At 65.5% G+C, this 24,344-nt stretch carries 23 protein-coding genes; 20 read left to right on the forward strand and 3 right to left on the reverse strand.

Annotated features, from left to right (window positions below; genetic code table 11):
• Positions 1 to 17 precede the first annotated feature (17 nt).
• The 3 genes from OG874_RS15530 to OG874_RS15540 all read left to right on the forward strand — a co-directional run bounded on the left by OG874_RS15530 (position 18) and on the right by OG874_RS15540 (position 3,588).
• On the forward strand, positions 18 to 665 hold the full coding sequence (locus tag OG874_RS15530; protein ID WP_330255848.1) for a response regulator transcription factor: 648 nt from the start codon (positions 18 to 20) through the stop codon (positions 663 to 665).
• Positions 666 to 732: 67 nt separating this feature from the next.
• Positions 733 to 2,472, forward strand: a complete 1,740-nt coding sequence (locus OG874_RS15535) for a sensor histidine kinase (protein WP_330255849.1) — start codon at positions 733 to 735, stop codon at positions 2,470 to 2,472.
• A 198-nt stretch (positions 2,473 to 2,670) separates the two neighbouring features.
• Entirely contained in the window at positions 2,671 to 3,588 is a 918-nt protein-coding gene (locus OG874_RS15540; protein ID WP_330255850.1) for a universal stress protein, read from the forward strand.
• A gap of 33 nt (positions 3,589 to 3,621) precedes the next feature.
• Here OG874_RS15540 and OG874_RS15545 read toward each other — a convergent pair whose 3' ends face one another.
• The 3 genes from OG874_RS15545 to OG874_RS15555 form a co-directional block, all read right to left on the reverse strand.
• Positions 3,622 to 3,843, reverse strand: coding sequence for a hypothetical protein (locus OG874_RS15545; protein ID WP_330255851.1), 222 nt, complete (start codon positions 3,841 to 3,843; stop codon positions 3,622 to 3,624).
• A 606-nt stretch (positions 3,844 to 4,449) separates the two neighbouring features.
• On the reverse strand, positions 4,450 to 5,931 hold the full coding sequence (locus tag OG874_RS15550; protein ID WP_330255852.1) for an amino acid permease: 1,482 nt from the start codon (positions 5,929 to 5,931) through the stop codon (positions 4,450 to 4,452).
• Between the two features lie 343 nt (positions 5,932 to 6,274).
• Positions 6,275 to 8,590, reverse strand: coding sequence for an ATP-binding protein (locus OG874_RS15555; protein ID WP_330255853.1), 2,316 nt, complete (start codon positions 8,588 to 8,590; stop codon positions 6,275 to 6,277).
• Between the two features lie 429 nt (positions 8,591 to 9,019).
• Here OG874_RS15555 and OG874_RS15560 point away from each other — a divergent pair, with 429 nt between their 5' ends.
• From OG874_RS15560 to hypE, 17 genes are all read left to right on the forward strand, one after another.
• Positions 9,020 to 9,229, forward strand: coding sequence for a hypothetical protein (locus tag OG874_RS15560; protein ID WP_330255854.1), 210 nt, complete (start codon positions 9,020 to 9,022; stop codon positions 9,227 to 9,229).
• Between the two features lie 65 nt (positions 9,230 to 9,294).
• Positions 9,295 to 10,251 (forward strand): alpha/beta hydrolase, encoded by a 957-nt coding sequence (locus OG874_RS15565; protein ID WP_330255855.1) that lies wholly within the window; start codon positions 9,295 to 9,297, stop codon positions 10,249 to 10,251.
• 542 nt (positions 10,252 to 10,793) lie between these two features.
• Positions 10,794 to 11,168 carry a hydrogenase maturation nickel metallochaperone HypA/HybF gene (locus OG874_RS15570; RefSeq protein ID WP_330257301.1) on the forward strand — a complete coding sequence of 125 codons (375 nt, stop codon included), beginning with the start codon at positions 10,794 to 10,796 and terminating at the stop codon, positions 11,166 to 11,168.
• Positions 11,126 to 11,950 carry a hydrogenase nickel incorporation protein HypB gene (gene hypB / locus OG874_RS15575; RefSeq protein ID WP_330255856.1) on the forward strand — a complete coding sequence of 275 codons (825 nt, stop codon included), beginning with the start codon at positions 11,126 to 11,128 and terminating at the stop codon, positions 11,948 to 11,950. The genes OG874_RS15570 and hypB overlap by 43 nt, the downstream gene beginning before the upstream one ends.
• 88 nt (positions 11,951 to 12,038) lie before the next feature.
• The gene (locus OG874_RS15580; RefSeq protein ID WP_330255857.1) at positions 12,039 to 13,094 is read left to right on the forward strand and encodes a hydrogenase expression protein HypE; all 1,056 of its coding nucleotides are present in this window, start codon (positions 12,039 to 12,041) and stop codon (positions 13,092 to 13,094) included.
• 11 nt (positions 13,095 to 13,105) lie between these two features.
• On the forward strand, positions 13,106 to 14,902 hold the full coding sequence (locus OG874_RS15585; RefSeq protein ID WP_330255858.1) for a nickel-dependent hydrogenase large subunit: 1,797 nt from the start codon (positions 13,106 to 13,108) through the stop codon (positions 14,900 to 14,902).
• Positions 14,903 to 15,023: 121 nt separating this feature from the next.
• Positions 15,024 to 15,869, forward strand: coding sequence for a NifU family protein (locus tag OG874_RS15590; RefSeq protein ID WP_330257302.1), 846 nt, complete (start codon positions 15,024 to 15,026; stop codon positions 15,867 to 15,869).
• Positions 15,866 to 16,501 (forward strand): DUF5947 family protein, encoded by a 636-nt coding sequence (locus OG874_RS15595; RefSeq protein WP_330255859.1) that lies wholly within the window; start codon positions 15,866 to 15,868, stop codon positions 16,499 to 16,501. The genes OG874_RS15590 and OG874_RS15595 overlap by 4 nt, the downstream gene beginning before the upstream one ends.
• A complete protein-coding gene (locus OG874_RS15600; protein ID WP_330255860.1) occupies positions 16,498 to 17,148 on the forward strand; it encodes a DUF6084 family protein in 651 nt (216 codons plus the stop codon). The genes OG874_RS15595 and OG874_RS15600 overlap by 4 nt, the downstream gene beginning before the upstream one ends.
• An 8-nt stretch (positions 17,149 to 17,156) precedes the next feature.
• Entirely contained in the window at positions 17,157 to 18,548 is a 1,392-nt protein-coding gene (locus OG874_RS15605) for a hypothetical protein (RefSeq protein WP_442943406.1), read from the forward strand.
• Complete coding sequence (locus OG874_RS44730; protein ID WP_442943348.1) at positions 18,536 to 18,655, forward strand: DUF6893 family small protein; 120 nt, start codon at positions 18,536 to 18,538, stop codon at positions 18,653 to 18,655. The genes OG874_RS15605 and OG874_RS44730 overlap by 13 nt, the downstream gene beginning before the upstream one ends.
• 31 nt (positions 18,656 to 18,686) lie before the next feature.
• Positions 18,687 to 19,163 (forward strand): hydrogenase maturation protease, encoded by a 477-nt coding sequence (locus tag OG874_RS15610; RefSeq protein ID WP_330257303.1) that lies wholly within the window; start codon positions 18,687 to 18,689, stop codon positions 19,161 to 19,163.
• A gap of 3 nt (positions 19,164 to 19,166) precedes the next feature.
• Positions 19,167 to 19,409, forward strand: coding sequence for a HypC/HybG/HupF family hydrogenase formation chaperone (locus OG874_RS15615; protein ID WP_330255862.1), 243 nt, complete (start codon positions 19,167 to 19,169; stop codon positions 19,407 to 19,409).
• Positions 19,406 to 21,736, forward strand: coding sequence for a carbamoyltransferase HypF (gene hypF, locus OG874_RS15620; RefSeq protein ID WP_330255863.1), 2,331 nt, complete (start codon positions 19,406 to 19,408; stop codon positions 21,734 to 21,736). Before OG874_RS15615 ends, hypF begins: the two co-directional genes overlap by 4 nt.
• An 18-nt stretch (positions 21,737 to 21,754) precedes the next feature.
• On the forward strand, positions 21,755 to 22,096 hold the full coding sequence (locus OG874_RS15625; protein WP_330255864.1) for a HypC/HybG/HupF family hydrogenase formation chaperone: 342 nt from the start codon (positions 21,755 to 21,757) through the stop codon (positions 22,094 to 22,096).
• A complete protein-coding gene (gene hypD, locus OG874_RS15630) occupies positions 22,093 to 23,205 on the forward strand; it encodes a hydrogenase formation protein HypD (RefSeq protein WP_330255865.1) in 1,113 nt (370 codons plus the stop codon). Before OG874_RS15625 ends, hypD begins: the two co-directional genes overlap by 4 nt.
• Positions 23,198 to 24,283, forward strand: a complete 1,086-nt coding sequence (gene hypE, locus OG874_RS15635; protein WP_330255866.1) for a hydrogenase expression/formation protein HypE — start codon at positions 23,198 to 23,200, stop codon at positions 24,281 to 24,283. The genes hypD and hypE overlap by 8 nt, the downstream gene beginning before the upstream one ends.
• Positions 24,284 to 24,344 lie beyond the last annotated feature (61 nt).

Consider the following 24,344-nt stretch of genomic DNA (forward strand, 5'->3'; position numbering starts at 1 on the left):
TAGAGCGAGGTGACCTGATGACACGTGTCTTCTTGGTCGATGACCATCAGATCGTGCGCCGTGGTGTGAAGGATTTGATCGACTCCGAGCCCGATCTCGATGTGGTCGGTGAGGCGGGCAGCGTATCTCAGGCGTTGGCGCGCATCCCCGCATTGCGGCCGGAGGTCGTGGTATTGGATGTGCGACTCCCGGATGGCAACGGCATCGAGCTCTGCCGCGAACTGCTCAACCAGCACCCCGAGCTGCACTGCCTGATTCTCACCTCGTTCACCGACGAGCAGGCCATGCTCGACGCCATTCTCGCCGGGGCCAGCGGATACGTGGTCAAAGACATCGGCACTCTGGAACTGGTCGAGGCCATTCGCGAAGTCGGCGCGGGCAAGTCACTGCTCGACAACCGTGCGGCCGCCGCCCTCATGGCGAAGCTGCGCGAGGAAACCGAGGCCAAGACCGGGCCGTTGGCGACCCTCACCGAACAGGAACGGACGCTACTCGATCTGCTGGGCGAGGGACTGACGAATCGGCAGATCGCGAGCCGGATGTTCCTGGCGGAGAAGACTGTCAAGAACTATGTCTCCCGACTGTTGACCAAACTGGGCGTCGAGCGACGGACCCAAGCCGCAGTGCTCGCCTCGAAACTCAACGCGCCCACGAAGCAGGAATGAGCATCACCAGCGGTTTCGCTATCCGACGCTGCGTTGAGGCATACTCTCGCGTGCAAAGATGGCTTGTATGGAAGGCGAGTCGGCCCTGTCCGGCCGGATCCCGGTGACGGAAACTCTGTCGCAGCTGCGTTTGCGTGAGTTGCTCGGTGAGGTCCAGGACCGCATCGCGCAGATCCGGGGCGTGCGCGATCAGATGGACCGTTTGATCGAGGCGATGCTGGTGGTGACCGCCGGACTCGACCTCGACAACACCCTGCGCTCGATCGTGCACACCGCCATCGAACTCGTCGACGCCGAATACGGGGCACTCGGCGTGCGCGAAACCGATAAGACCAGCGACCTGCTCGCCGAATTCGTCTACGAGGGCATCGACGACCGGACCCGGGTCATGATCGGCGATCTGCCGCGCGGTCACGGTGTGCTCGGCCTGCTCATCGAACAGCCGAAACCCATTCGGCTGACCAACCTTTCGAACCATCCGTCCTCGGTCGGCTTCCCCGCCCACCATCCGCCGATGCACACCTTCCTCGGCGTTCCGGTCAAGGTCCGCGACGAAGTGTTCGGCAACCTCTACCTCACCGAGAAATCCGGCGGCCAGGAATTCACCGAGGACGACGAGGTCGTGGTCCAAGCCCTGGCCGCCGCCGCGGGCATCGCCATCGCCAACGCCCGCCTCTACGAACAATCCCGGATCCGCCAGCAATGGCTCGAGGCCAACCGTGATGTGGCTACCGAACTGCTCGCGGGCGGCGAACCGGGCGCCGCACTCGATTTGGTCGCCGATCGGGCCCTGACTCTCACCCAGTCGGCTTGCACGTTCCTCGCCCTGCCCGAAGACCCCGAGACCCCCTTTGAGGACGTCACCGAACTGGTGGTCGCCGCCGCCGCGGGTGTCGGCGCCGAGGAACTGCTCGGACAGCGCATCCCGATGAGCGAATCGCATTCCGGCGAAACATTCCAATACGGCCAGGTCGTCGCGGTCGACGAACTGAACTTCAGCCCGATCTTCGACGAGCCGGCCAAATACGGACCGGCGCTGATCCTGCCGCTGCGGGCCGCGGACGCCGTCATCGGTGTGCTCGCGACCGTGCGGCCCACCGGCACCCAGCCGCTGGACGCGGCCGGGCAATCGATGATGGTCGCCTTCTCCGACCAGGCCGCGCTGGCGTTGCGGCAGGCGACCACGCAGCGGCGGATGCGTGAACTCGACGTACTCTCCGACCGCGACCGGATCGCGCGCGATCTGCACGACCACGTCATCCAGCGACTGTTCGCGGTCGGGCTCTCGCTGCAGGGCACCGCCCAGCGTGCCCGCGTCCCCGAGATCAAATCCAGGCTCACCGACACCATTCAGGACATCCAGTCGATCGTGCAGGACATCCGGCACTCGATCTTCGACCTGCACAGCAGCAGCACCACCGCGGACGCACCGACACTGCGCAAGCGCCTGCACGGCGTCATCGCCGACATGATCGGAGAAAGCGGGCTGCGCACCACGATTCGGCTCGCGGGCCCGGTATCGGTACTGGCACCCCCACTGTCCGAGGACGTCGAAGCGGTACTGCGCGAGGCGGTGAGCAACGCAGTGCGGCACGCGCATGCGACAACCATCTCGGTCCAGCTCCGCGTCCGCGACGACGTCACCATCGAGGTAACCGACGACGGCATCGGCGTGCCCGACGACATCACACGCATGAGCGGATTGGCGAACCTCGCGGCACGCGCCGAACAATCGGGCGGTAGCTTCAGTGTCACGAAAGGCGAGGACAGCGGCACGGTACTGCGCTGGTCGGCACCGTTGCCCTGAGCTGCCTTTACGGCATGCGCGGTCACGCCAGGAGGCGGCACGCAAGTGTGACAACGCAGCGCCGCGCGCATACCGAATCAGACACAACAGGAGCGGCCTTTGTGCCTCGCGGTTCGGGACCAACGCCAGGCGTGCCGAACCGCCCCGGATTCCTAGTCTTCAGGTAGCTGATCTGTCGGACCTGAAGGGACACCGCCCATGACCACCCAGCACCACGATGATCCACACCGGCTGGCTTCGGCCGAAATAGTGGTCGGTATCGACGGATCGGAAGCCGCCGACCTCGCTGTCCGATGGGCCGCGGAGACCGCGTCACAGCGCGGCCGCAGCCTGCGGATCGTGCACGGCCTCGACCTCGCCGCCGCCGAGGCCGTCTACGGGATCTACGACGTGATCACGCCACCGGTAATCGACGCGATCCGCTGCGCAGGCGTGGACATGGTGCGCACGGCACGCCGCCTAGCTCATCAGGTAGATCCCACACTGATCGTGGAAACCGAAGTCTCCGAAGCCAATCCGGCACGCCTGTTGATCGAGCTGTCCGAAACCGCGCATCTGGTCGCGATCGGCGCGACGGGTGCGGGCGGCACCCTCAGCCATCTCGGGTCGACACTGCTCGCGGTCACCAGCCACGGTCGCGGCCCGATCGTGGTGGTGCGCGACACCGGCACCGAACAGCAGACCCGGCGCGTCGGCCCGGTCGTGGTCGGCGCCGACGGCGGACCGGTCAGCGAAACCGCCGTGGCGGCCGCGTTCGCCGAAGCCAGCGAACGCAACACCCAACTCGTCGCCGTGCACGCCTGGAGCGATCTGTACCACGACCGCTTCGCCGGACTCCCCTACACCATCCCCGACCCCCACGCCGAGACCGCCGGACAGGCGATCCTCGCCGAACAGCTCGCGGGCTGGCAGGAGAAGTACCCGGGCGTGCAGGTCATCCGCAAGGTGTACCTGTCGGGGCCGCGTCGGGGGCTGCTCGAGTGGTCGAGGTCCGCGCAGCTGCTCGTGCTCGGCAGCCGGGGTCGCGGCGGATTCCGCGGACTACTGCTCGGCTCCACCAGCAATACGCTCATGCAGACCGCGCATTGCCCGGCCATGGTCGTCCACCCGCAGTAAGCACCACTGCAGTCACGCAGAAGGACAACGAATTCAACTGTCCGCCAACGCCATCAATCCCCCGTGCTCGTCGGTATCGACGGCTCCGAGGCTGCCGCCGAGGCCGTGTGCTGGGCCGCCGTCGACGCCGTCCGCCACCGCGCGCCCTGTTTTCCGCCGATCACGATCACTCCGCGGAATGCGGGCCCGCTCAAACAGTTCCACGATTCCGTGCTCGATGCCCTCGGCGATGATGGCAATCCGACTAGAGTCCACCGCGACCACACTCGGTCCTCGAGGTAATACGTGGTCGATCACCCGTCCCTCACAGGTTCTACAGGAGGCGTCCGGCCGCCGACCTGACTCGGCGTTCACAAGGCCAGCGCAACCACCGGCGCCTGCCCAACATTGCGTTGAGCGCGCTCGATGTTCCCCTGGACCAGCAGCGTGGCCGACGAGCTGCTCGCCGGTCCGCGACTACTCGCCTCCCGGCAATCTCAGATACAGAAACTGATACCGAACCACCCCAGCGGGACGGTAAGGCACACAGTCGCCGAACCAAATGTTTCGGTGGTCGGCACGGGTGCTACTGGAGCGGCCGACGCTGAAGGAGCGCCGATGGCGCCCAGGGACAGAGTGATGGCGATCGCGGCGATCGCCGCGGCAATCCTAGTGGTCATTTCAACGTTCCTTGGCTAAGCGAAGATGATGAGACCCCGACCCGGTAATAGCTACATCTACGATCGTCCGCTCATGCCATCCCGGCTACAAGACCCTGACGAGCCGGCGTTGACGACATTCAGCGGAACGCGGAGCTGAACACATCGACATGACGCCGCGTGGCGCAAGGGCACCCGGTGACCAGGTGCCCTTGTGCGAAGGTCATTCCTCCTCGGGTAGCGGCCGGTTTGCGACGACGGGGAATTCACCGGTGTAGCCGATGCGTTCGCGCGCAATGGCCATAACCCGGTTGCGAACCAAGAACCAGCCGATGATCAGCGCGGGCACGATCACGACAAGGGTGGCGACCGTCCAGCTGCCGATGGGGTGGTCGAATGCCATCAGGACCACGACGCCGAACAGGAACGCGAGCGTCGCGTAGCCGGTGTACGGGGTGCCCGGCAGTCGGAAGGCGGGCCGGTTCACGATCCCTCGGCGCGACCACCGGTACAACTGGATCTGGCAGATGACGATGGCACCCCAGGAGGCGATAATGCCGAGGGCCGACATGTTCAGCACGATCTCGAACGCCTCCCCCGGCGCGATCGCATTGAGTGCGACACCGAAGAGGGTGATCGCGCCGGTGAGCAGAATGCCGCCGTAGGGAACGCCGTTGCGTGACATGCGCGCGGTAAACGTGGGCGCGCTGCCGTTCATCGCCATCGACCGCAGGATCCGCCCGGTCGAGTAGAGCCCGGCATTCAGGCTCGACAATGCGGCGGTGAGCACCACGATGTTCATGATCGTGCCCGCGCCGCCGAACCCGATCTTGGAGAAGAAGGTGACAAAGGGGCTCTCGCCCGCTTTGTAAGCGGTGTATGGCAGCAGAAGAGCAAGCAGCACAAGGGATCCGACGTAGAATACGGCAATGCGGGCGATTACCGAGTTTATCGCGCGCGGCATGATCTTCGCGGGATTCTCCGTTTCGCCCGCCGCAGTGCCGACGAGTTCAACTGCGGCATAGGCGAACACCACACCGGAGGTGACGATCACCAACGGGAAAACTCCGGTCGGGAAGAGCCCGCCGGATCCGGAGATGACGCCGAAACCGGTGCTCTGCCCCTCGATATCGAACCGGCCCGCCAGGAACACCGTGCCCACGATCAGAAAGGTCACCAGCGCGGCGACTTTCACCAGCGCTGCCCAGAACTCCAACTCGCCGAACAGTTTTACCGATATGAGGTTCGTACCGAGCACGATCGCCAGCGCGATCAGCGCGATGGTCCACTGCGGGATGGCGCGGAAGGCACCCCAGTAGTGCATATAGGTGGCGATCGCGGTGACGTCGACGATCGCGGTCATCGCCCAGTTCAGGAAGTACATCCAGCCCGCGACGAATGCGGCCTTCTCCCCGAGGAATTCGCGCGCATAGGAGACGAAGGATCCCGACGACGGCCGGTGCAGCACCAGCTCGCCCAACGCACGCAGGATCAGGAAGACGAAGAAGCCGCACACGGCGTAGATCAGGAACAGGCCGGGTCCGGCACTGGCCAGCCGCCCGCCCGCGCCGAGGAACAGGCCGGTACCGATCGCGCCGCCGATGGCAATCATCTGCAGCTGCCGAGGCTGCAGCCCCTTGTGGTATCCCTCGTCCTCATGAGCGAGAGCTGAGTTGTCATATGTCTGCGCGGGTGTTGCAGTCATGGTGCCAAGTCCTTGCGTCGGGTCATCAAAGCGTTGACGTGGGCAGGATTGCGCCGAGGTTATCGACCGTTTTCCCTGCGAGAGTTAGCTCGGTGTAACAAGTGGATGACACGGCAACCGGAATGCGGCCGGATTGCTTCAGATCCGCGGCACCCGATCGCGCTGGCGTCGCAGGCACTCACGGTCCCCGCAGTGGGTGCGAACCGATTCACCCTGGGCCTGGGACCGAGCCACCCGCCGGAATCGAAGGAAACGGCTCCCTTCCGCGCCGAATGGCAGACGGCTGAGGAGCCGGTATCGTCGCGGCGGATCCTCCCGGTGGTAGTCGCCGTCGAGCCCAGCACTATCGCAGTGTCTGCAAACGCGCGGTCCAAGCCGCTATCTGCGCCCGCGACGAGTAGCCGAGTTTGCAGAGGATGTTTTCCAGGTGACGGTCGACGGTGCGCGGCGACACCACGAGCCGTTGGGCAATCTGCCGATTGCTGAGACCTTGTGCGACGAGCTCGGCTACCTGCCGCTCGCGGGCCGTGAGCATAATGTCCCCTTGCTCGTCCGGCTCCTGGGCGGTCTGGCTGGGGTCGAGTGCGTACATGATTGCCTGGGTGTGGTCCAGCGCCGCGCCGCGCGTTCTTTCCGCGCGCTGCACTGCCTGTGGCAGCGACCGAGTCAGGGTGTGCTCGCAGGCCGAGTGCTGTGCTCCCAGATGCGGTCCGAACGCCGCGATCGAGGTGCCGATTCGCCGCCACACCGATCCGACCGCTCCCAGCAGCCGCGCCGCCTGACGGTATTCGCCGCCAGCGGCGGCGATCCAGGCCAGCGACTCCATCATCAGCGCCGCGCCCACATGATCATTGAATTCGCGCTGGATCTCCAGTGCGGCGCGAGTCGACTCGGCCGCCTTGTCGCATTCGCCACGGACGTACTGGTCATAGCCGAGAGCCCAGAGTGAACACGATTTGGTCCACCGCTCGCCCCGCTGGTCGGCCAACTCGATGCCACGGCGGGCCGTCGCACCCGCGCGGCTGTCACCGGCGTGCACTTGTGTCATGGCGAGCTGGAACAAGGTCATGCGGACAACGTCTTCGTCGTCCGAGTAGTCCTCGACGGCCTGTTCGAAGGCCGCGGTGGCCGATGCGAGATGCCCGGGGAACAACTCCGCTGTGCCGCGCAGACAGCACACCCAGCCCAGCGCGTGGCGGTCGCCCACCGCCGCCGCACCCGTCGCGCATTCGTCGAGGGCTGCAGTGGCTGCTTCGAGGTCGCCCTGCAGCAGCCGCACCCATCCCGCCACCCACAGCGCGGCGATCCGCTCCGGGCAGGTTTGGCCGGCAACACGCAGCGCCTTATCGATCCACCGCCGTCCCTCACCGAGGAACCCGTCGGCGCACCAGTGATAGCGCAGGGCGGTGACCAGCGCCAGCGCCTCGCGGGAGCCAGTCGGTGTGCTCGTCGCCCAGTCCAGTGCCGCTTGGAGATTGTCGCGCTCGGCGCGCAACTCGGCCAGACCAGCCGCTTGGCCGGGTCCGTTCCATTCTTCGGCGATCCGCTCGGCGTGTGCGAGGTAGTGGTCACAATGCCGCTTGCGCAGGGCGTCGGTTTCGTCCCGCTCGGTCAGCCGATGCCACCCGTATTCACGGATCGTTTCCAGCATCCGATACCGCGGCGGGCCGCCGGTCGGTGCGAGCGCCAGGATCGACTGCGCGACCAGATGGTCGATCAGGTCCAGAATGCGCTCACGCGGCAGGTCGGGACCAGCGCACACGCCCTCGGCCGCAGCGAGGGTGAATCCGCCGGCGAACACCGACAGCCGCGCCCACAGCAGCCGTTCAGCCGGCTGGCACAGCTCATAGCTCCAGTCGATCAGGGCCCGCAGCGTCCGCTGCCGCGGCGCAGCGGCCCGCATACCGCCGGCCAACAGCGCAAACCGGTCCTCGAGTCGGTCCAGGACCGCAGGCAGCGATAGCGACCGCAGCCGGGACGCGGCAAGCTCGATGGCGAGCGGAATCCCGTCCAGACGCTCGCACACCTGCACCACCACATCCACATCGCGTTCGGTCAGGGTCAACCCCGGGCGCACCGCCCGGGCTCGCTCCACCAGCATGGTCGGCGCGTCGTAGGCAGCCAGCACCTCGAGCCTGACCGGATCGTGTGGGTTGGGCATCGACAGCGGTGGGACCGTGTACACGTGCTCGCCCGCAACGCCGAGCAACTCGCGACTGGTGGCCAGAATCCGTAGCCCGGCGCAGGATCTCAGCAGCAGGCAGCACAGCTCTCCGCACACATCCACCAGGTGTTCGCAGTTGTCCAGCACGACCAACGTCTGCATATCGGCGAGGTGCTCGATGAGCTGCTCCTCGACGGTCCGGTTCGATACGTCCACAATTGCCAGGCTGGTCAGTACCGCCTGCGCCACGAGATCGGCATCGTTGATGCCGGACAGGTCTACCAGCCACGCCCCGTCCGGAAACGACCGGCCGGAAGCGGCCGCGGCCTCGCTGGCGAGCCGAGTCTTTCCGACACCGCCTACACCGGTGAGCGTGACCAACCGTGCCGTGGCGAGCAGCTCCCGGACCTCGCGGATCTCCCGTTGCCGTCCGACGAAACTGGTCACCGCGAACGGCAGGTTACCGACCACGCGAGTGGGCTTGCTTCGCCCCATGAGACCCAATCTAGCCGTGCCAGGAGCTCTATGAGGGCCCGGTTTGCGAAGGTCGTCCCGGAGGTGATTGCTACCTGGTCGCCTCGAGCGCGCGGGATGCAGTTGGTACCCGCGGAGGCGGACTCGGTCCGCTCGCACCATGTCGGTCCCGTGGCGGCCGGCGCCGTCGAGTGCCGTCCATAGGTGCGTCCGAATGCGGGCTCAATGTGCACGAGCTGCGGATATGGGTGCCCGAGTGGGTGTTTTTACCCATGTACGCAGGTGCCGGATCTGTGAGGCTCATGCAATCAGTTGTGAGCAGGAGGTCGATCTTGACATCTCACCGAGCGCGCCCAATCGATGAGGGTCGCCAAAGGCACGAACTATGCACACGACAACGGGGGGTCGCAGATGAATGACGTGTGTCGAACCGAAGTCGATGGACTGCGCGTGACGTGGCGATTGATTCAGAATCACCTGATCTCGATCGTTGCCGTGCAGAACGCGTCCGACGCCTCGCCGGTTCTATCCTTCACCCCCACCGCTTGTCCGGATCTCGCGCAAGCACGAGAACTACATCCGGGACTGACGAAGCTGTGGGACGCGGTGCGCCACGACTTCTGGACCACACTCATTCCGCCACGCCCGAGTAGGGCCTGACGAAGACAATGGTCGTGACAGCCATTGCGCAACCCGAACCGCACCCCGAAGCATCGTCACCGATCGTGGAACGATCCAACCCGGCAAGTATCGGAACCCGAATCGCCCATCCGCTCTTGCGCGGCACAGTCGGGCTCGGGTTGGCAAGTCTGGGGCGGATAGGCGGCTACCGCCCGCTCGAGCAAGTGTTCCGGCTCGGCCGTCTCATCGATCTACCGGCTGTCGCGCTCGTGCCTCCGAACGGCACCGAACGCAGGACGGTTCAGTTGGGAACCTTCCGCGCCGAATGGTTATGGAACAACAATCTGGCCGACCCGCGGCGACGACAAGATTCGGCACTGCTGTACTTCCACGGCGGCGGGTACATCAGTGGCGGCCTGAATACTCATCGGCGCCTGGTCGCCAAGATCGGACGTGCCAGCTGGATGCCCGCGTTGAATGTCGACTATCGACAGTTACCCAGCGCGCATTTCACCGAGACTCTCGATGACGCCGTCGATTCGTATGAATACCTGCTCGAGCAGGGATTCCAACCCGAGCGGATCATCGTATCCGGCGACTCGGCCGGCGGCGGCCTCGCCTTCCGGCTGGCGCTGGCAACCCGGGAACGTGGGTTGCCGATGCCCGGCGGCATCTCCGCGATCTCACCATGGGCGGACTTCGACTCGACAACCCGCAACGCCCACCCGAATCGGCACCGCGATTCCTACATACCCACCCGGGTTCTGGACATAATCGTGCGGCGAGGCCTTGCCCGCGACGGCCAACTCGACCCGACATGGTCGCCGGTCAACCACGACTTCACCGGTCTACCACCGGTCCTGATCCAGGTCGGCTCCACCGAATGCCTGCTGCCGGACGCCGAGATGCTCACCCGGCGCTGCGTCCAAGCGAACGTCCCGGTACGGCTGCAGATCTGGGACCGCGCGCCGCACGTCCACCACGCCGGCTCGGATCTGCTCGCCGACGCCCGAGCCGCGATCCGCGACCTGGGGCAATTCCACCGCCAGATTGTGGCTTGACGCGCGCTAGCCGACGTGCGGCAGGAAGCTCGTCACGAGCAGGGAGTCGTAGTTCGGCGGGCATATCGAGGTCGAGGCGCGGCTGCGCGACCATCTGACGCTGATCGGCAACACCGGATACGACCCGGAGCGTGAGCTCGAATTCGTCGGCGCCTTCGCCGACTCGGGCATCGACGGCTTGATCGTCGTGGGCGGCGCCAACGGTGCCGCGACCGCGAAACTCTGTGCCCAAGAACCGGATTCCTATCGTCTGGGTGCACAACAACAGAGGCCACGTCGATGCGCCCGTGTACACACAGCGCTGCCGACGCCGGCGGGAGCCCCGTGGCCATCGAAGTCCAGCTCGATCTCGGGGAGACGTGCGGCTGCCGGCCGCCGACGTCCTCGGCACAGTAGTCTGGATCACCGCCAACATCATCGACGCCAGCGCAGGCACGTTTCCGAACCCGGCAACGGGACACCGAACCGTGAACGCCTGGAGGCGGCTGACGTGCAGGAGTAACGTTAGCGGTCCGCTCTTCCTCCCCCGAGCCGAGGTTGTCGTGCACGAAATGGCGATTACCCAGAGTGTCATCGACGCCGTGTGTGGGCACGCGGCGGGTCGAACGGTGCACAGCGTCACCGTTGCGGTCGGCGCGCTCTGTGCGGTGGTTCCGGACGCGATGCAGTTCTGCTTCGAGCTCGCGGCCGAAGGCACGGTCGCGGAGGGGGCGCGGCTCGAGATCGAGCAAGTACCGGGCCGGGCGATCTGCCGGTCCTGCGGCGCGGACTTCACGCTGACCGACCTGATTGTCTTGTGTCACTGCGGCAGCGCCGACGTCGATGTGATTTCCGGGCGGGAACTTCGAATCCGGTCGATGGAAGTGAGCGAAGTATGTGCGCAACCTGTGGATGTGGTAACGACACAGCAGCCGTGATCACGGTCCCGCACGATCACGCCGACGGTCACGATCACGAGCACGGCGACGGTCACGCACATGATCACGGCGCCGATCATGTGCACCTGCCGGTGACCGAGACGATCACCCTCGAGCAGAAGATCCTGGCGAAGAACGACCTGTTGGCAAACCACAATCGCGAATGGCTCGAACAACGGAATATCGTGGCGTTCAACATGACCAGCTCGCCGGGCGCGGGCAAGACAACGCTGCTCGAGCGCACCATCAGCGAGCTGGGTGATGTGCCGATCGCCGTCATCGAGGGCGACCAGGAGACGCTGTTGGATGCCGAGCGGATCAAGGCGACCGGCTGCGCCGTGGTGCAGATCAACACCGGCGCCGGTTGTCACCTGGACGCCGACATGCTGCGCCACGCGTGCGATGCCTTGGCGCCCGCACCGGGCACCGTGTTGTTCATCGAAAATGTCGGCAACCTGGTCTGCCCCGCGCTGTTCGATCTGGGGGAACGCAGCAAGGTCGTGATCATCTCGGTGACCGAGGGGACCGACAAACCACTGAAGTACCCACACATGTTCGCGGCCGCGGGGCTCGTCATTGTCAATAAGACCGATCTGCTGCCCTATGTCGACTTCGACGTGGACGAATTCCGCGAATACGCCCGCTCGATCAACCCCGGCGTCGAGATACTGCCGATGTCGGTGACCACCGGCGACGGCATGGCGCATTGGTATCACTGGCTTGCGAAGGAGCGTGGCGCCGTCGCGTCTGCCAGTCTTGATCATGTTGTCGGGCAAGCCTAAACTCGTGTGATCAGGGTCACATGCAGGTGACGTTCTTCAAATTGGGCGAGACCGTCACCAGGTGTCCGGACTCCGGAAGGTGGCTTTTGTGCCAACTCAGGAAGCAGTCCGTGCCGAAGAAACGTTGATCCATGTCTTGTGGATCAATGCCGGCCTCGGTTGTGACGGTGACTCGGTGGCTCTGACTGCGGCCACTCAGCCGAGTATCGAAGAAATCGCACTAGGGGCACTCCCCGGCTTGCCGAAGATCGCGGTCCATTGGCCGCTCATCGATTTCGAATGCGGCCCGACCGGTGGTGCCGATGACTTCCTCGAATGGTTCTTCAAAGCGGATCGCGGCGAATTGGAACCGTTCGTGCTGGTCGTGGAAGGTTCGATACCGAACGAGCGACTGCACGAAGAAGGCTATTGGTGCGGGTTCGGCAATAACCCCGCCACCGGTCAGCCGATGACGACCAGTGAATGGCTCGACCGCCTCACACCCAAGGCGACCGCTGTTGTCGCGGTCGGCACCTGTGCCACCTACGGCGGCATCCACGCGATGGCAGGCAACCCGACGGGCGCCATGGGCGTGCCGGACTATCTCGGCTGGGACTGGAAGAGCAAGGCGGATATCCCGATCGTCTGCGTTCCCGGTTGCCCGATCCAGCCGGACAACCTGTCGGAGACACTGACGTACCTGCTCTACATGGCGACCGGCCAGGCGCCGATGATCCCGCTCGACGAAGCGTTGCGCCCGAAATGGCTGTTCGGCGCCACTGTGCACGAGGGCTGTGACCGGGCGGGCTACTACGAGCAGGGCGACTTCGCCACGGAGTACGGTTCGCCGAAATGCATTGTGAAACTGGGATGTTGGGGCCCGGTAGTCAAATGTAATGTACCCAAACGCGGTTGGATCAACGGCGTCGGCGGCTGCCCGAACGTGGGTGGCATCTGCATCGGCTGCACCATGCCCGGTTTCCCCGACAAGTTCATGCCGTTCATGGACGAGCCACCAGGCGGGAAGCTCTCCTCCACCGCATCAGGGCTCTACGGGTCGGTGATTCGCAGCTTGCGTCACATCACCGGCAACACACTCGACAAAGAACCCCGCTGGCGACACAAGGGGCAGAAGCTGGAATCCGGCGCGTCGCGCACCTGGTAGGAGAATCTTCGATGACACAGATTATCCCGGAGCCGTCGCACCGAAAGATCGATCCCGACAGTCTCGTCGAAATGGCGTGGGATCCGATCACCCGAATCGTCGGCAGCCTAGGCATCTACACCAAAATAGATTTCGAGAATCGTGAGGTGGTCGAGTGTCACAGCACCTCGTCCATCTTCCGCGGATACTCGATCTTCATGCGCGGCAAGGATCCTCGTGACGCGCACTTCATCACCAGCCGCATCTGCGGAATCTGCGGCGACAATCACGCCACCTGCTCCTGCTATTGCCAGAATATGGCGTACGGAGTGAAGCCGCCGAACCTCGGCGAGTGGATCGTCAATCTCGGCGAGGCCGCCGAGTACATGTTCGATCACAATATTTTCCAGGAGAACCTCGTCGGCGTGGACTTCTGCGAAAAGATGGTCGCCGAAACCAATCCCGGCGTGCTGGCGGTGGCGGAGACGACACTGTCACCACATTCCGGCGAACACGGTTATCGGACCATCGCCGATATCATGCGGGCCCTCAACCCGTTCACCGGCGATTTCTATCGCGAGGCGCTTCAGGTCAGCCGCTACACCCGCGAGATGTTCTGCCTTATGGAGGGCAGGCACGTGCATCCGTCGACGCTGTATCCCGGCGGTGTCGGCACGGTCGCGACGATTCAGCTGATGACCGACTACATGTCTCGGCTGATGCGCTACGTCGAGTTCATGAAGAAGGTCGTGCCGATGCACGACGATCTGTTCGACTTCTTCTACGAGGCACTGCCCGGCTACGACCAGGTGGGCCTGCGTCGCACGCTGCTCGGCTGCTGGGGTTCGTTCCAGGATCCCGAGGTGTGCAACTTCGACTACAAGGACATGGAGGCGTGGGGCCGCAAGATGTTCGTCAGCCCGGGCATCGTGGTCGACGGCAAGCTGATCACCACCTCCTTGATCGACATCAACCTCGGCATCCGAATCCTCTTGGGCAGTTCGTATTACGACGACTGGACCGATCAGGAGATGTTCGTGAACACCGACCCGCTCGGTAATCCGATCGATCGTCGCCACCCGTGGAACCAGCACACCAATCCCAAGCCGCAGAAGCGCGATATGGACGACAAGTACAGCTGGGTGATGTCACCTCGTTGGTTCAACGGCACCGAACATCTCGCGCTCGACACCGGCGGCGGGCCGCTGGCCCGGCTGTGGGTGACGGCGCTGGCCGGCCTTGTCGACAACGGCTATGTGAAGTCGACGGGGCACAGCGTCCAGATCAACCTGCCGAAGACCGCGCTCAAAGGCCCGGTGACCTTCGAATGGAAGATCCCCGCCTACGGCAGCAACACCATCGAACGCAACCGCGCCCGCACCTACTTCCAGGCCTACGCGGCGGCGAGCGCGCTGCACTTCGCCGAGCAGGCTTTGGTGGAGATTCGCGCGGGCCGCACCAAGACCTGGGAGAAGTTCGAGGTGCCCGACGAGAGTATCGGCTGCGGCTTCACCGAGGCTGTGCGTGGTGTGCTGTCGCACCACATGGTCATCCGGGACGGCAAGATCGCGAACTACCACCCGTATCCGCCGACGCCGTGGAACGCCAACCCCCGTGACAGCTTCGGCACGCCCGGCCCCTATGAGGATGCGGTGCAGGGGCAACCGATCTTCGAGGAGAACGATCGGGAGCATTTCAAGGGCATCGACATCATGCGTACCGTGCGCAGTTTCGATCCGTGCCTGCCGTGCGGTGTGCACATGTATCTCGGCAACGGAAAGACGCTGGAGAAGCTGCACTCCCCGACACAAACGCTCACCGCTGAGTGAGCCGAACCGGGCGACGCGACAGGAGACGACAGTGGACGATCGCCCGGGGCAACAGCACGCCGCTGCGGCGTACGAACCAGAGCAGGCGGAATCGGGTCGCTGGCGAGATGCGGGCGAGCGCATCGAAGCCCTGCTCGAAGCCAGCGCCGTCGGCGGCACGACGGCGCGCGAACGCGCCGAGCAATTGGTGCGTGAGGTCGCGGATCTGTACGGCGCCGCGTTGGCCCGCGTATTGCAGCTCGTCGACGGCCCCGCCGTCGATCGGCTGGCGCGTGACGATCTGGTGGCCAGCCTGCTCCTCGTGCACGGCCTGCATCCGCACGACCTGCACACGCGAGTGCTGACCGCGTTGGACAGTGTGCGGCCCTACCTCGGGTCGCACGGTGGGGATGTGGAGTTGCTCGGTGTCACCGACGGGGTGGTGCGGCTCGAATTCGCGGGCAGCTGCCGCACCTGCCCGTCGTCGTCGGTCACGCTCGAGCTGGCGGTGCAGGACGCGGTGCGTGCGGCCGCACCGGAGATCGAAAGCATCGAAGTCGTTGCCGCGCAACAGGAGTCGGCGTCGAGTCTGATCTCGGCCGACTCGTTGTTCGCCCGGGTGCACGCGCACGAATCGCAGTCGGGCAGTTGGATCGCCGTGCCAGAGCTTGCGCAGTTGCAGCCGGGCGAGGTCGGTGGGTTCGCCGTCGGCGGGCTGCCGATCTTGGCCTGCCGGGTCGGTGACGGCCTGCTCGCCTATCGGGACCATTGTCCGGCGTGTGGGAAATCGCTGGCGGGCGCGGCATTACAGCGCCGGGTCGGGTTCCCGGTCGGCGACGCGGTGCTGCGGTGCCCGACCTGCCTTGCCCATTTCGATGTCGTGCACGCCGGTGCCCGAGTCGACGGTGACGGGCACCTCGATCCGCTGCCCGTGCTGGTACGCTCCGGTGAGTTGTCGGTGGCGGTGCCGGTGGGGGTGCGCGGGTGACGACACCGTTCCATGTACTGCAGCGCATCACCGCCGATCGGAGACCGGCAGTGCGGGCGGGCGAGCGGTGTGAAATGTGCGCCGAACCGATCGCCGATGTCCATCAGCACGTGGTGGATATCGAAGGCAGACAATTGATGTGCGTCTGCCGAGGCTGCTACCTGCTGTTCACAGATCGCAACGCCGCGCTGCGGTACCGGGCGGTGCCCGACCGCTATCTGTTCTTCCCCGACTTCACCATCAGCCAGGGTGAGTGGGACGGGCTAGAGATCCCGGTCGGCCTGGCATTCTTCTTCCGCAATTCCGCGCTCGGCAAGACCGTCGCGTTCTATCCGGGTCCGGCCGGAGCGACGGAATCGGAACTGCCGCTGGAACAGTGGCGCTCGGTGCTGGAGCGACATCCGGAACTCGACGTGCTCGCCGCCGATGTCGAAGCATTACTGATTCGCGTGCCCGAGCGCGGCACCACCGACGCCGTATGCCTGCTGCTGCCGATCGATGCGTGCTACGAATTCGTCGGCCGGATGCGGATGCTGTGGCGCGGTTTCGACGGCGGCCAGGATGTTCGCCGCTATATGGACGAATTCTTCACCGAGATGTCGGCCCGTGCCCGGCCAGGTGGCGCGCGATGAGCCCCGTCTACTCGACGACCTTCGCCGTCCTCGAGATGAAGCCGGAGCCCTACGCGGTGGCACCGACCCTGTCCGCGCGCATCGGCATCGCCTCGCTGGGCGAGGACCCGGTGCACGCGATCGCACTGCGCGCGCAGGTGCGCATCGAGCCGTACCGGCGTGCCTATACCGACGAGGAGAGCGCAGGCCTTGTCGATCTGTTCGGTCCACGTGAGCGGTGGCAGGACACGCAGCGGTCGTTTCTCTGGATGCATTGCACCACCATGATTCCCGGGTTCAACGGCGGCACCGAGGTGGACCTGCCGATGCCGTGCACCTACGACTTCGAGGTGACCGGGTCCAAGTATCTGCACGCGCTGCGCGGCGGGACCGTGCCGTTGATCTTCCTGTTCAGTGGCACCGTTTTCATCAAGGGCCAGACCGGTTTCGCGATCCAGCAGATCCCATGGGACCGCGAAGACAAGTTCGATATGCCGGTGTCGGTCTGGCACGACCTCGTGGCCGCGCACTTTCCGAACTCCGGCTGGGTGCGCTTGAGCAAGGACACCCTCGACGCGCTGGCCGCGTATAAGTCCGGCCACGGCATGCTCGGCTTCGACGACGCGGTCACACACCTGCTGGCTTCCTCGAACGAGGAGATCCCATGAGCGCCGCCATATCTCCCGGCGCAGCGCGGGCCCGTGCGGTCGCCGATGCTGTGCTCTACGAGGGCTATCTGCTCTACCCGTATCGGGCGAACTCGCGTAAGAACCAGTCCCGTTGGCAGTTCGGTGTGCTCGGGCCCGAGGGCGCGGCGCAGGCGGGCCTCGGCGAGGAGGCGAGCCTGTCGGCGCAATGCGTGCTCACCGCGGGTGATGGGGCGTCGATCACGCTGACCGTCCGTTTTCTGCAATTGCAACACCGCATCGCCGAGGACGCCGATGGCAACTCGGTCGACGAACTCGTGGTCGGCGCACGGTCCTGGATCACATGGGACGAGGCCGTCGAGCGTGAACTGACCTTCGGCCCACTTCCGGTCGCCGATATGACACAGCCGGTCCACATCTCCGGTGGCTTCGATGTAGAGGAAATCGCCGACGCCGAGGGCGCCGCCGCGGGCCGATTGGTGCGCACCCGTCTGCCGGTGGAAGGCCGACTGGCGATGTCGGTGCAGCGCGACGCGGGCTACCTGCGCCTCACGGTCGAGGTCGGTAATGTCGGCCCGGCCGCGACCGACAAGGACGACGCCATCGCGCGATCACTGATCGGCGCTCATGTCATTGCACAAGCCGATGGCGCACAGTTCATTTCGCTGCTCGATCCGCCGTCGGACGCGATCGATGCCGTGGCACACTGCCGCCAGCATCGCTGCTTCCCGGTGCTGGCGGGGCCTCCCGATGACGACAGCCTGATGTTGATCTCCCCGATTATTCTCTACGACCACCCCGAGATCGCCGAGCAGAGCGAGGGGCCACTGTTCGATTCCACCGAGATCGACGAGATCCTCACGTTGCGCGTGATGACGATGACCGACGAGGAGAAAGCGCAGGCCCGCGCCACCGATGCGCGTGCGGCACAGATCATCGATCGCTGTGACGGCATGACGCCGGAGGCGATGCAGTTACTGCACGGTGTGCTGCGTAACCCATACTTCGGGCAACCGGATCCCGGTCCATTGGACTTCGAATCGGGCTCGATGCCACCGCGGCTGATACCAGAAATCCCCGAGGGCATCGACTGGTGGGATCCTTTGGCGGACAACGCCGTTGCGCCGGAATCCGACGCGGTCTCGGTTCAGGGGGTTCGGGTGAGCCGAGGCAGCCTGGTCCGGCTGCATCCGTCGCGACGCGCGGACGCCCAGGATCTGTTCTTCGACGGCAGGCGCGCGCGCGTCACCTCGGTGCACGAAGACGTCGACGGTCAGGCCCATATCGGGGTTGTCATCGAGGACGACCCCGCCGCCGACCTGCACGAATGGTACGGCCGCTACCTGTATTTCGCACCGGAGGAAATCGAACCACTCAGCAGCCCGGAGAATGGAAAGGAAGGTCCGCCATGGAAACGGTAGGAGTGATCGCGACGGGGGTGGTCGCGCTGATTGTTGTGGGCGGCCTGTACCTCGGTGTCCGGTCGATATCGGATATCAAGCGCTATTTGAAGATTCGGCACATGTAGCCGACCGGAAGCGCAGCGGGAAAGGAGTGAGCTGACGGCCAAGGTGCTGGTCGCCGGGATCGGCAATATCTTCCTCGGCGACGACGGATTCGGACCGGAGGTGGTGCGGCGGTTGCCGCAGCATCCCGAAAGTGCTGTGCGCGTGGTCGATTACGGAATCCGCAGCCTGCACCTCGCCTATGACCTGCTCGACCCGTGGGACGCACTGGTGCTGATCGACGCCGTGCCCAATCGTGGCACTCCGGGTTCGCTGGTTGTCTTTCACGCGGAGTCCGAGGTGACGAGCGCGGCGCAACTCGATGCCCATGCCATGAATCCGGATGCCGTGTTCGCCGGTGTGCGGGCCCTTGGTGGGACAGTGCCGCCGACGGTCGTCGTCGGCTGCCAGGTCGAGTCCGTTGCGGAGGGGATCGGCCTGTCCGGGCCGGTCGCCGCTGCGGTGGACGTGGCGGTGGACACCGTCGATCGGGTCGTCGCGGACCTGCTGAACATTCGACAGGAGGTGTGAACGATGTGCCTCGGTATCCCGGGCCGAGTCGTCGAGATTCTCGACGGCTACCACAATCAGATCGCACTGGTGGACGTCTCCGGCGAGAAGCGCAAGGTGAATATCGGCCTGCTCGAGGATGATCCGGCGCAGCCCGGCGACTGGGTGATCATTCATATGGGCTTCGCGATCGAGAAGACCGACGAAGCAGGTGCGGGGCAGGCATTGGACGGACTTCGCCTGCTCGGCAGCGGTGGCGAATCATGACCGGCGTGCGGGCGCGGCGGCGGCTGATCGTCCGCGGTGTGGTGCAGGGCGTCGGCTTCCGTCCGTTCGTCTACACCACAGCGGCCGAACTGGCGTTGTCCGGCACCGTGTCGAACGACAGTTCCGGTGTGATCGTCGAAGTCGAAGGCGCGCCTGCGGCTCTGGACGAGTTCGCGCGCCGAGTTCGATATCGTCCGCCGCCGCTCGCGGTAGTCGAATCGGTGCACGAGATCGCTGTCGCGGTGCGCGGTGGCACCGGATTCCACATCGCGGACACCACCCGTGACGGCGGCGGGCGCACCCTGACCTCGCCCGATGTCGCGATGTGCGCGGACTGCGCTCGCGAACTGCGTGATCCGCACAACCGCCGCTATCGTCATCCCTTCATCAACTGCACCAATTGCGGTCCACGGTTCACCATCATCGCCGGTCTGCCGTACGACCGCGCACAGACCTCGATGGCCGATTTCGCCATGTGCGAGCGCTGCGCCCACGAGTACGCCGATCCGGCCGATCGGCGTTTCCACGCTCAGCCGATCGCGTGCCTCGACTGCGGTCCGACCCTCGACTACTTCCACGGGACCGCGAATGTTCGCGTGCCACATATCATCTCGGACAACGTGCACGGTCGCCCGAGCGACCCGTTGACCGCCGCAAGGGATTTGCTCCGTACCGGTGGGATCCTCGCGGTGAAGGGCGTCGGCGGCTACCACCTCGCCTGCGATGCCGGGAACGAGGCCGCAGTAGCCGAGTTGCGCATCAGAAAGCGCCGCGGCGACAAGCCTTTCGCCGTCATGGTTGCGGACCTGGCCTCAGCGCGCTCGATCGTCCACGTCGACGAAACCGGCGCCGCCCTACTGACTTGTCCACAACAACCGATCGTGCTGCTGGCCCGCGGCGACCGCGCGCTCGCCGAGTCCGTCGCGCCGCGCAACCCCGACCTCGGCGTCATGCTCGCCTACACCCCGCTGCACGTACTGCTATTCGGCCTGCCCGGCGATCCACCCGGCCCGCAGGCGCTGGTGATGACCTCGGGCAACCTCGGCGGCGAGCCGATCTGCTACGACGACGCCGATGCGCGCGACCGGCTCGCCGATCTCGCCGACGGCTGGCTCTCGCACAACCGTCGCATCCTCGTGCCGTGTGACGACTCGGTGGTGCGTCTGGTCGACGGGGTCGAACTGCCGATCCGGCGCTCGCGTGGCTACGCGCCGATGCCGTTGGCGCTTCCGGTCCCCGTGCCGCCCACCGTGGCGGTGGGCGGCGACCTCAAGAACACCTGCGCGGTGGCCGACGGCCGTTACGCGTGGCTCAGCCAGCACATCGGGGATATGGACGACCTGGCGACCCTGCGCGCGTTCGGCGCTGCCGAACAGCATCTGGAGGACCTCACCGGCGTCCGCCCGATCCAGCTGGCGGTCGACGCGCACCCGCTCTACCGGTCGACCGCGTGGGCACAACAGCACGCCGGTGACCGGCCGGTCAGGACCGTTCAGCACCACCATGCCCACATCGCCGCGGTAATGGGCGAGCACGGTCTCGGTGAATCCGCGACCGTCGTCGGTTTCGCCTTCGACGGGACGGGGTTCGGCCCCGACGGGGCGGTCTGGGGAGGTGAGGTGCTGCTCGCAGGCTACAAGGGCTTCCGGCGACTCGCGCACCTGAAATACGTGCCGCTGGCCGGTGGCGATGTGAGTGTGCAGCGGCCGTACCGGATGGCGCTGGCGCACCTGCGCGCGGCCGGCATCGAGTGGTCGCCGTCCATCGCGTCGGTCGCGGCCTGCCCGGTGAACGAAAGAGGCGTGCTGTCTCATCAATTCGAGACCGGCCTCGGCTGTGTGCCGACCTCGAGCATGGGCCGGCTGTTCGACGCGGTGTCATCGTTGGCCGGCGTTCGGCACATCGCCGATTATGAAGCGCAGGCCGCGATCGAGCTGGAAGGTCTGGCCCGCAGCGTCGCTCCCGATGCCGCGGACCCGCACACCTACCGGTTCGCGCTGGATCACGACGTCGAGCCCGTCGTGATCGACCCGGCACCGGTCGTCGCCGCCGTGGTCGCCGACTCGATCCGTGGCGTCGCGGCCGCGGTGATCGGCGCGCGATTCCACCGGGCCGTCACGCGCCTTGTCCTCGAACTGGCGCTCGCCTACCCGAGTGAGTCGAGGACCGTCGCCCTGTCGGGCGGGGTCTTCCAGAACGCCTTGTTGTTGTCGCAGTCGCGAACTTCGCTGCGGGAAAACGGATTCCACGTCATCTGTCATCGTCGGCTGCCGCCGAACGATGGCGGTCTCGCGTTCGGGCAGATACTCGCCGCGGGCGCGGGCTGAGCGAAAGGAGAGCCAACGATGTGCCTGGCAGTCCCAGGAAAGGTGCTCAGCCTTCAGGAGCGCGACGGCACGCTGATGTCGGTCGTCGACTTCGGCGGCGTGCACAAAGATGTGTGCCTGCAATACATTCCGGACGCAGCTGTCGGTGACTACGTGGTCGTTCACGTGGGCTTCGCCATCCAGCGTCTCGACGAGGAGTCCGCGCTGCGGACCTTGGCCGAATTCGAGCACCTCGGCGTGCTGAACGAGGAATTCGGCGACGGTTTCGCGCTGGCCGCCAGACAATCAGGCCTCGCCGATCCCACGGCCGAAGGAGCCGAACCAACCAAACCGCAACACGACCCAGAGGTGGCGCCATGAAATATCTCGACGAGTTCAGCAATCCGGAACTGGCCAAGAACCTACTCGACAAGATCCGCGGTACCACCACGCAACGCTGGGCCATAATGGAAGTCTGTGGTGGCCAAACCCATTCGATCATTCGGCACGGTATCGACCAACTGCTTCCCGATCAGATCGAAATGATCCACGGACCGGGCTGCCCGGTCTGCGTGACCCCACTCGAAGTGATCGACAAGGCGTTGGAGATCGCCGCGCGACCTGGTGTGATCTTCTGCTCGTTCGGCGACATGCTGCGGGTGCCCGGCAGCAAGAAGGACCTGTTCCACGTCAAAAGCGAGGGTGGTGACGTCCGAGTGGTCTATTCACCGCTGGACGCGCTGCATATCGCCAGGGAGAACCCGGATCGCCAGGTGGTGTTCTTCGGCATCGGATTCGAGACAACGGCGCCTGCCAACGCGATGACCGTCTATCAGGCGAAACGGCTCGGCATCGAGAACTTCTCACTGCTCGTTTCGCACGTGCTGGTGCCACCCGCGATCGCCGCGATCATGGAGTCACCGACCTGCCGGGTACAGGGGTTCCTCGCGGCCGGGCACGTGTGCAGCGTGATGGGCACCGAGGAATATCCGCCGCTCGCCGAGAAGTATCGGGTGCCGATGGTTGTCACCGGCTTCGAGCCGCTGGACATCCTGGAGGGCATCCGCCGCACCGTACTTCAGCTCGAGGAAGGCAGACACGAGCTGGAGAACGCATATCCTCGCGCGGTGATGGCCCAGGGCAATACCGCGGCGAAAACGATGCTGCGCGATGTCTTCGAGGTCACCGACCGTGCCTGGCGTGGCATCGGGATGATACCGCAGAGCGGGTGGCGGCTCTCGGAGCGATACCGCGACTACGACGCCGAGCAGCGGTTCTCGGTGGGCGACCTGCATACCGCGGAATCGTCGATCTGCCGCTCCGGCGAGGTGCTGCAGGGCCTCATCAAACCGCACGAGTGCGCCGCGTTCGGTAAGGAGTGCACGCCGCGAAACCCGTTGGGCGCCACCATGGTGTCGTCGGAGGGCGCGTGCGCCGCCTACTACCTCTACCGGCGCCTCGATCAACCCGCGGAGGTGGCTCATGCCTGACCACCTCGGAGTGCCTTCGCCGGCTCCGACGATCGACATGGAGAACTGGGTGTGCCCGATGCCCCTGCGGGACTCGCCGAACATCGTGATGGGGCACGGCGGCGGCGGCGCGATGTCCGGCGAGTTGATCGAGCATCTCTTCCTGCCTGCCTTCGGGTCCGCCGCCGAAGCGGGCATGGGCGACTCCGCGGTGATCACACTCGGCGGCGCCCGGTTGGCCTTCTCGACGGATTCGTTCGTGGTGAAGCCGCTGGTGTTTCCCGGCGGTTCGATCGGCGACCTCGCCGTCAACGGCACCGTCAACGACCTGGCGATGGCCGGTGCGCGGCCGATGGTGCTCTCGACCGCGTTCATCCTCGAGGAGGGCACCGCGCTCGCCGATATCGCGCACATCGCCAAGGCATTGGGCACAGCGGCGCTCGCTGCCGGGGTCACGCTCGTCACCGGCGACACCAAGGTGGTCGATGCCGGGCACGGGGACGGAATCTTCATCAATACCGCGGGGATCGGCATCGTCGACGAAGGCGTCGACATCCGGCCGCAGCGGGCCGCGCCGGGCGATGTCGTGCTCGTCAGCGGTGATATCGGCGTGCACGGGGTTGCGGTGATGAGCTGTCGCGAAGGGCTCGAGTTCGGGACCACTGTGGTCAGTGACACCGCGCCCCTCAACGGTTTGGTCGCCGCGATGCTGGCGACCGGCGCGGATGTGCACGTGCTGCGCGACCCCACTCGGGGTGGTGTGGCGGCGACGCTCAACGAGATCGCGGGCGTGGCGAAAGTCGGTGTCTCACTGGACGAACGGAAACTTCCCGTGCCCGCGGAGGTGCGCGATGCTTGCGGCCTGCTCGGACTGGACCCGATGTACGTCGCCAACGAAGGCAAGCTGATCGCGTTCGTCGCACCCGGGGACGCCGATCGGGTGCTGGCCGCAATGCGCGACCATCCGCTCGGCGCGCGGGCGGAGGCGATCGGAGTGTGTGTCGCGGAGCATCCCGGTATGGTGGTCGCCCGCACGGCGTTGGGTGGAACCCGGGTGGTCGCACTGCCGGCCGGAGAGCAGCTGCCGCGGATTTGTTGAGAGGGGCGGCGATCGCCGCTGGAGAGTTAGCGAGGTCCACGTCATCGTTGCGATCACCAAC

This window comes from Nocardia sp. NBC_00565 (genome assembly GCF_036345915.1).
In the GTDB taxonomy this organism is placed as follows: Bacteria; Actinomycetota; Actinomycetes; order Mycobacteriales; family Mycobacteriaceae; genus Nocardia.